Raw genomic sequence first — 7,439 nt, 5'->3', positions numbered from 1 at the left:
CCATCACGATCTCGCGCCCCTGGCCCGCGATGTGCGCCATCTGCCGGCACCAGTTACCGACCGCTTCGGCATCGACGCCCCGGCCTTCGTTGGTCACGAGGCTGGAGCCGACCTTGACGACGATGCGGCGGGCGTTCTTCAGCGCGTCACTCATGGTCGTCACTCGTGGGCGGCAGCAGGGGACCCCTGGTCTTGCACGGGCGCGTCGAAGCGGGGATCGGGATCGTCCGGCACGACGTTCTTCAGGGCCGCCACATGCTTGTAGATCGCATGCACCAGGTGCTCGCAACCTTCACGCGTCAACGCGGAAATCTGGAACACCGGGCCCTTCCACTTGAAGCGCTTGACGAAATCCTTCACGCGCTTCTCGCGCTCTTCGAGCGGCACCATGTCGAGCTTGTTGAGGACGAGCCAGCGCGCCTTGTCATGCAGCGACTGGTCGTATTTCTTCAGCTCGGTGACGATGGCCTTCGCCTGCGCGACCGGGTCGACCGCCTCGTCGAACGGCGCCATGTCGACCAGGTGCAGCAGCAGGTGGGTGCGCTGCAGGTGGCGCAGGAAGTAGTGGCCGAGGCCGGCACCTTCGGCCGCGCCCTCGATCAGGCCGGGGATGTCGGCCACGACGAAGCTCTGCTCCGGCGCCACGCGAACCACACCCAGGTTCGGGTGCAGCGTCGTGAACGGGTAGTCGGCGATCTTCGGTTTGGCATTCGAGATCGCGGCGATCAGCGTCGACTTGCCGGCGTTCGGCATGCCGAGCAGGCCGACGTCGGCCAGCACGCGCAGTTCGAGCTTCAGCTTCTTCTGCTCGCCGGGCCAGCCGGGCGTCTTCTGGCGCGGTGCGCGGTTGGTGCTGGTCTTGAAGTGCAGGTTGCCGAAGCCGCCGTCGCCGCCCTTGACCAGCAACACCTTCTCGTCCGGCACCAGCAACTCGGCCAGCACCTGGCCGCTTTCGGTGTCGCTGATGATCGTGCCCATCGGCATGCGCAGCACGATGTCTTCGGCAGCGGCGCCGTACTGGTCGGACCCGCGACCGTTCTCGCCGCTGCGGGCCTCGTGCCGGCGTGCGTAGCGGAAATCGATCAGCGTGTTCAGGTTGCGATCGCCGACGGCGAAGACGCTGCCGCCGCGCCCGCCATCACCCCCGTTCGGTCCACCGAACGGAATGAACTTCTCGCGGCGAAAGCTCATGCAGCCATTGCCGCCATTGCCTGCCGCCACATCGATGGTCGCTTCGTCTACGAATTTCATGATCTCGCCCACAGGCCACCGCGCCGCCAGAGGCTGCATGGTAGGCCACCGGTCGTCCGGCGACCGGAAAAAACAAAAGCCCCGGGTGACCGGGGCTCGGGATCAACGCCGGCTGCGCGAGGCAGCCGCAGCTCACGCTGCCGTCTTGACGCTGACCGTCTGGCGGTTGCGCGGGCCCTTGATGGCGAAGCTGACTTCACCATCGACCAGYGCGAACAGCGTGTGGTCCTTGCCGATGCCGACGTTCTGACCGGCATGGAACTTCGTGCCGCGCTGGCGGACGATGATCGAACCGGCCGGAATCTGTTGGCCGCCAAAGGCCTTGACGCCGAGCATCTTCGGTTGGGAATCGCGGCCGTTCCGTGTGGAACCGCCGCCCTTTTTCTGTGCCATGGTTTAACTCCTGGAAGCTTGGGACAGCCGATCAGGCGGCGACCGCGCTGATCTCGATCTCGGTGAAGTTCTGGCGGTGACCTTGCCGCTTCTGGTAGTGCTTGCGACGACGCATCTTGAAGATGCGCACCTTGTCGTGCCTGCCCTGCGCCACCACGGTGGCCTTCACGCTTGCGCCCGCAACCAAGGGAGTCCCGACTTTCAGATCCGCGCCGTTTCCGACAGCGAGCACCTGGTCGATCGTGATCTCTTGGCCAACATCCGCAGCAATCTGTTCTATCTTGATCTTTTCGCCTGCAGCAACCTTGTATTGTTTGCCACCGGTTTTTATGACCGCGTACATATCAGCCCTTTCGATGAATTCCGCCAGGGCCTCGGCTCTCGATCTACTCGATGGACGGCACCCATGGGCGAACCCTGCAGGAAATGCAGAGCCCGTGAGTCTATCACGCGCAGCCAAGCCTGGGAAAGCCCGACGCCAGCGACGAGGCATTCACCGAGCGGGCAATCCTGCACGAATCGATCGCGCGCGCCTGCTTCCTATAATTTCGCGCAACCACCCGAGCCTTCCGTGCAGACCTCCACCACGCATCCCACCAGTCCCGCGCCCGACATGGCGCAACTCATGGCACCGGAAATGAGCGAGGTCGATCAGGTGATCCGGCAACGCCTGTCCTCCGACGTCGCGCTGATCAACCAGATTTCCAACTACATCATCAGCGCCGGTGGGAAGCGCATTCGCCCGATGCTGGTGTTGCTGTTTGCCAACGCGCTGGGCTTTCGGGGGCCGGAGCGGTTTGAGCTGGCCGCGATCGTCGAGTTCATCCACACGGCAACGCTGCTGCACGACGATGTCGTCGATGAATCGGAGCTTCGCCGCGGCCGGACAACCGCCAATGCGTTGTTCGGCAACGCTGCCAGCGTGCTCGTCGGCGACTTCCTCTATTCGCGCGCCTTCCAGATGATGGTGTCGGTCAACCGCATGCGGGTGCTCGAAGTCCTGGCCGACGCGACGAACGTGATCGCCGAGGGCGAGGTGCTGCAATTGATGAACATGCACGACCCGGACATCGCGGTCGACGACTACCTGAGGGTCATCCGGTTCAAGACGGCCAAGCTGTTCGAGGCCAGCGCGAGGCTCGGTGCAGTGCTGTCAGATGCGCCGCCGCACCTCGAAGAGGCCTGCGCGAGCTACGGTCGAGCGCTCGGGACGGCCTTCCAGCTGGTTGACGATCTGCTCGACTATGAGGGCGCGACCGAGCAGCTGGGCAAGAACGTCGGCGACGATCTGCGCGAAGGAAAGCCGACGCTGCCGCTGCTGCTGGCGATGGAACGCGGCAGCACGGAGCAACGCGCCGTGGTGCGCCATGCGATCGAGCACGGCGAGGTGGATCGCCTGGCGGAAATCGTCGAAATCGTCCGCCTCACCGGTGCGCTGGACGCCACGCGGCAAGCCGCGCGCGACGAGGCTGACAAGGCACGCACGAGTCTCTTGTCGCTGCCCGACTCGAAACACCGCGAAGCTCTGCTAGAATTGTGTTTTCGATCGATAGACAGGTCGTTCTGAGACCCCCGAATCAGAACACTGCGGCTTGTTTGTCATCAGGTGCCTCGCGATGCTCGCGGGTTCGCACCGAAGATCGGGGTGTAGCTTAGCCTGGTAGAGCGCTACGTTCGGGACGTAGAGGCCGGAGGTTCGAATCCTCTCACCCCGACCAGTTTTCCGGCAGTCCTCGCTGTCGTTGTTCATCAGCCCGGCCCTCAGTCGCAGTCACCCTGACGCAATCTGTTGCACGCGATCAGGCTGCTTGGCGTGACTTCTTGACCGCTCCCGGGCCGGCTTCGGTTTACAGTGCCACTTGAATCGGCGATCATCGTTCGATCGTCGACTTGTTTTTTTGCACGAAACCTGCCTGTGGACACTCTTGCCGAAGCCCCCCAATCTGCACTCTCCGGCGTTGCCCGGGTCCTGGTGCATGCAGGCAAGCTGAATGCGAAGACCGCTGAAGATCTGGTCAAGTCCTCGAAGGACAAGAAAGCCAGCTTCGTTGCATCTGTCATCGCCGCCGGTGCAGTCTCTCCTTCCGATCTGGCACACACCCTGGCCACGGCACTCGCGCTGCCGTTGCTCGACCTGAATGCGGTCGACCCCCAGAAGCTGCCGAAGAACGTCATCGACGCCAAGTTGACCGTTCAGTACCAGGTGCTGGTGCTGGGCAAGCGCGGCAATCGCCTGTTCATCGGCGGCGCCGACCCGACCGACCAGGAAGCCGCTGAACGCATCAAGTTCGCGACGCAGCTGTCGCCGGAATGGATCATCGTCGAGCACGACAAGCTGGCGAAGATCCTCGAGAGCAGCGGCGCCAGCGCGACCGAGTCGCTCGAGAACATCGTCGGCGGCGAGTTCGAGTTCGACGTCACCGACGAAGACACCACGGCTGCCCCGGAAAGCCAGGAGGTCACGACCGACGTCGAGGACGCCCCGGTCGTGCGCTTCCTGCAGAAGATGCTGATCGACGCGATCAACGCCCGCGCCTCCGACCTGCACTTCGAGCCCTACGAATACCACTACCGCGTGCGTTTCCGCGTCGACGGCGAGTTGCGTGAAATCACGCAGCCGCCGATCGCGATCAAGGAAAAGCTCGCGTCGCGCATCAAGGTGATCTCGCGGCTCGACATCTCCGAGAAGCGCGTCCCGCAAGACGGCCGGATGAAGCTGAAGTTCGGCAACAAGGCGATYGACTTCCGGGTCAGCACCTTGCCCACGCTGTTCGGCGAGAAGATCGTGATCCGGATTCTCGATCCGTCCAGCGCCAAGCTCGGCATCGAGGCCCTCGGCTACGAGAAGATCGAGAAGGACCGCCTGCTGAAGTGCATCAGCCGCCCCTATGGGATGGTCCTCGTGACCGGCCCGACCGGCAGCGGCAAGACCGTGTCGCTCTACACCTGCCTGAACATCCTGAACCAGCCGGGCGTCAACATCTCGACCGTCGAGGACCCCGCGGAAATCAACCTCCCCGGCATCAACCAGGTCAACGTCAACGACAAGGCCGGGCTCACCTTCTCGGCGGCTTTGAAGTCGTTCCTGCGCCAGGATCCGGACGTGATCATGGTCGGCGAGATCCGCGACCTGGAGACTGCCGACATCGCGATCAAGGCGGCGCAGACGGGCCACATGGTGATGTCGACGCTGCACACGAACGACGCACCGACCACCCTGACCCGCCTGCTGAACATGGGCGTGGCGCCGTTCAACATCGCATCCAGCGTGTTGCTGATCACCGCGCAGCGACTTGCACGACGCCTGTGCGAGGTGTGCAAGGCGCCCGCCGACTACCCGCGTGAAGCGATGCTGAAGGCCGGTTTCACCGAAAAGGACATCGACGGCACCTGGAAGCCGTACCGGGCCGTCGGATGTTCCGCCTGCAGCAACGGCTACAAAGGTCGTGTCGGCATTTACCAAGTGATGCCCATCAGCGAAGACATTCAGCGCATCATCCTGGCCGAAGGAACGGCGATGGACATCGCGGACCAGGCCACCAAGGAAGGCGTCCGCAGCCTGCGGCAATCTGGCCTGGTCAAGGTCCGGGCCGGGTTCACGACGCTGGAAGAGGTCATCTCCGCTACCAACGACTGATGCAATCCGTGCCGTTCGCGGCACGTGTCGAACAACTATTCAACGGGACGAGGACCTGAGTGTTCTCGCAGGCACCATGGCAACTGCAACTGCGGCGAAAAGCAACATCCGGGAATTCGTCTTCGAGTGGGAAGGCAAGGACAAGAACGGCAAGATCGTTCGAGGCGAGATGCGCGCGGGCGGCGAAGCCGTGGTCAGCGCCAGCCTGCGCCGCCAGGGGATCCTGGTCAACAAGGTCAAGAAGCGCCGCATGGGCGGCGGCCGCTCGATCAAGCAGAAGGACATCGCGATCTTCACGCGCCAGCTGGCGACGATGATGCGCGCCGGCGTGCCGCTGCTGCAGGCCTTCGACATCGTCGCGCGCGGCAGCGCCAATCCCCGCCTGACCAAGCTGCTGACCGACATCCGCACCGACGTCGAGACGGGTACCAGCCTGTCGTCGGCTTTCCGCAAGCACCCTTTGTATTTCGACGCGCTGTACTGCAACCTGGTGGAGGCCGGTGAAGCCGGCGGTATCCTGGAAGCACTGCTTGATCGACTGGCCATCTATCAAGAAAAGACGATGGCCATCAAGAACAAGATCAAGTCGGCGCTGATGTACCCGGTGGCCGTGCTGGTCGTCGCCTTCGTCGTCATCGCGGTCATCATGATCTTCGTGATCCCGGCCTTCGAGGAAGTGTTCAAGTCGTTCGGCGCCGACCTCCCCGCACCCACGCTGGTGGTGATCGCGCTGTCGAAGTTCTTCGTCAGCTACTGGTGGGCGATCTTCGGTTTCCTGGGCGGCGGCACCTACTTCTTCCTGGAGTCCTGGAAGCGCTCCGAGAAGATGCAGAAAGCGATGGACCGGCTGCTGCTGAAGGTTCCGGTGTTCGGTGACCTGGTCTACAAGTCGGCGGTCGCCCGCTGGACCCGCACGCTGTCGACCATGTTCGCCGCCGGCGTGCCGCTCGTCGAAGCGCTCGACTCGGTCGGTGGCGCCTCCGGCAATGCCGTCTTCAAGGAAGCCACCGAACAGATCCAGAAGGACGTGTCGACCGGCGCCAGCCTGACGACCTCGATGTCGACCACCGGCATCTTCCCGACGATGGTGCTGCAGATGTGCGCCATCGGTGAAGAATCCGGCTCGCTCGACGGCATGCTCGGCAAGTCGGCCGAGTTCTACGAGGACGAGGTCGACGAGGCCGTGAAGGGCCTGTCGAGCCTGATGGAACCGTTCATCATCGTGATCCTGGGCGTCCTGATCGGCGGCATCGTCGTGTCGATGTACCTGCCCATCTTCAAGATCGGCCAGGTGGTGTGACCGGCCCAGATGGACAAGGACCTGCTTGAAATCTTCCTGACCCCCGCTGCACTGGCCGTCTTCGGCCTGTGCATCGGCAGCTTCCTGAACGTCGTGATCCATCGCCTGCCGATGGCACTGGAGCGTGGCTGGAAGATCGAAAGCGCCGAGATGCTCGGCGTCAAGATCGACGTCCCCGAGCCGATCACGCTGTCGAAGCCGCGCTCGCGCTGCCCGTCGTGCGGCCACATGATCACCTGGTACGAGAACATTCCCGTGCTGAGCTGGTTGTGGCTGCGCGGGCGCTGTTCGGCCTGCAAGACGCGCATCTCGGCGCGCTACCCGTTCGTCGAGATCCTGACCGGCGTGCTGTTCGCCGCCATCGGATGGCGCTTCGGCGCGCAGCCGGTCGCCGTGCTGTGGTGCGGCATGGTGGCGGTGCTGATCGCGCTGGCCGGCATCGATTGGGACACCACGCTGCTGCCCGACAACCTGACGCTGCCGCTGCTGTGGGCCGGCCTGGTGGCCAGCGCGCTCGGCTGGACGATCCCGCTGCCGCAGGCGCTGTGGGGTGCGGTCGCCGGCTACCTGTCGCTGTGGTCCGTCTACTGGCTCTTCAAGCTGACCACCGGCAAGGAGGGCATGGGCTTCGGTGACTTCAAGCTGCTCGCGGCGCTGGGCGCCTGGCTGGGCTGGCAGATGGTGTTGCCGATCGTGCTGGGTGCCTCGGTGATCGGCGCGGTGGTCGGCATCGGCATGAAGGCGATGAGTTCGCTGCGCGAGGGGCGCTACGTGCCCTTCGGCCCGTTCCTCGCCGGCGGCGGCATCGTCGTGCTGCTCGCGGGCCACGCGCGCGTGCTCGGCTGGCTCGGCTGGGCC

At 64.0% G+C, this 7,439-nt stretch carries 7 protein-coding genes, 1 tRNA gene and 1 pseudogene; 5 read left to right on the top strand and 4 right to left on the bottom strand.

The genetic code is table 11. The annotated features are described in order from the left end of the window. From AC1D12_RS18890 to rplU, 4 genes and pseudogenes are all read right to left on the bottom strand, one after another. Nucleotides 1-154 (bottom strand): annotated as a pseudogene (locus tag AC1D12_RS18890) (glutamate 5-kinase); the annotation flags it as partial. A 5-nt stretch (nucleotides 155-159) separates the two neighbouring features. Beyond that, nucleotides 160-1,251, bottom strand: coding sequence for an Obg family GTPase CgtA (cgtA, locus tag AC1D12_RS18885; protein WP_047500996.1), 1,092 nt, complete (start codon nucleotides 1,249-1,251; stop codon nucleotides 160-162). 132 nt (nucleotides 1,252-1,383) lie between these two features. After that, a complete protein-coding gene (gene rpmA, locus AC1D12_RS18880) occupies nucleotides 1,384-1,644 on the bottom strand; it encodes a 50S ribosomal protein L27 (RefSeq protein WP_047500144.1) in 261 nt (86 codons plus the stop codon). Between the two features lie 31 nt (nucleotides 1,645-1,675). Further along, a complete protein-coding gene (gene rplU / locus AC1D12_RS18875; RefSeq protein WP_047500142.1) occupies nucleotides 1,676-1,987 on the bottom strand; it encodes a 50S ribosomal protein L21 in 312 nt (103 codons plus the stop codon). Between the two features lie 282 nt (nucleotides 1,988-2,269). Here rplU and ispB point away from each other — a divergent pair, with 282 nt between their 5' ends. The 5 genes from ispB to AC1D12_RS18850 form a co-directional block, all read left to right on the top strand. After that, on the top strand, nucleotides 2,270-3,211 hold the full coding sequence (ispB, locus tag AC1D12_RS18870) for an octaprenyl diphosphate synthase (protein ID WP_052211279.1): 942 nt from the start codon (nucleotides 2,270-2,272) through the stop codon (nucleotides 3,209-3,211). Nucleotides 3,212-3,285: 74 nt separating this feature from the next. Further along, nucleotides 3,286-3,362 (top strand) — tRNA-Pro (locus tag AC1D12_RS18865). Nucleotides 3,363-3,553: 191 nt separating this feature from the next. Next, complete coding sequence (gene pilB, locus AC1D12_RS18860; RefSeq protein WP_047500994.1) at nucleotides 3,554-5,281, top strand: type IV-A pilus assembly ATPase PilB; 1,728 nt, start codon at nucleotides 3,554-3,556, stop codon at nucleotides 5,279-5,281. A 76-nt stretch (nucleotides 5,282-5,357) separates the two neighbouring features. After that, complete coding sequence (locus AC1D12_RS18855) at nucleotides 5,358-6,581, top strand: type II secretion system F family protein (RefSeq protein ID WP_047500138.1); 1,224 nt, start codon at nucleotides 5,358-5,360, stop codon at nucleotides 6,579-6,581. Between the two features lie 9 nt (nucleotides 6,582-6,590). Continuing rightward, nucleotides 6,591-7,439, top strand: an 849-nt coding sequence (locus tag AC1D12_RS18850; RefSeq protein WP_477825522.1) for a prepilin peptidase, incomplete at its 3' end; no start/stop codon positions are given.

This window comes from Rhizobacter sp. P1_G5, from assembly GCF_056405435.1.
Note: the sequence above shows the minus strand (reverse complement) of the source record. Positions and strands in the feature narration are given on the sequence as shown.

What these genes read in the sequence shown, in the direction of transcription:
- cgtA (WP_047500996.1), bottom strand. Translation starts at nt 1,251, where the DNA reads ATGAAATTCGTAGACGAAGCGACCATCGATGTGGCGGCAGGCAATGGC.
- rplU (WP_047500142.1), bottom strand. Translation starts at nt 1,987, where the DNA reads ATGTACGCGGTCATAAAAACCGGTGGCAAACAATACAAGGTTGCTGCA.
- ispB (WP_052211279.1), top strand. Translation starts at nt 2,270, where the DNA reads ATGGCACCGGAAATGAGCGAGGTCGATCAGGTGATCCGGCAACGCCTG.
- AC1D12_RS18855 (WP_047500138.1), top strand. Translation starts at nt 5,358, where the DNA reads ATGGCAACTGCAACTGCGGCGAAAAGCAACATCCGGGAATTCGTCTTC.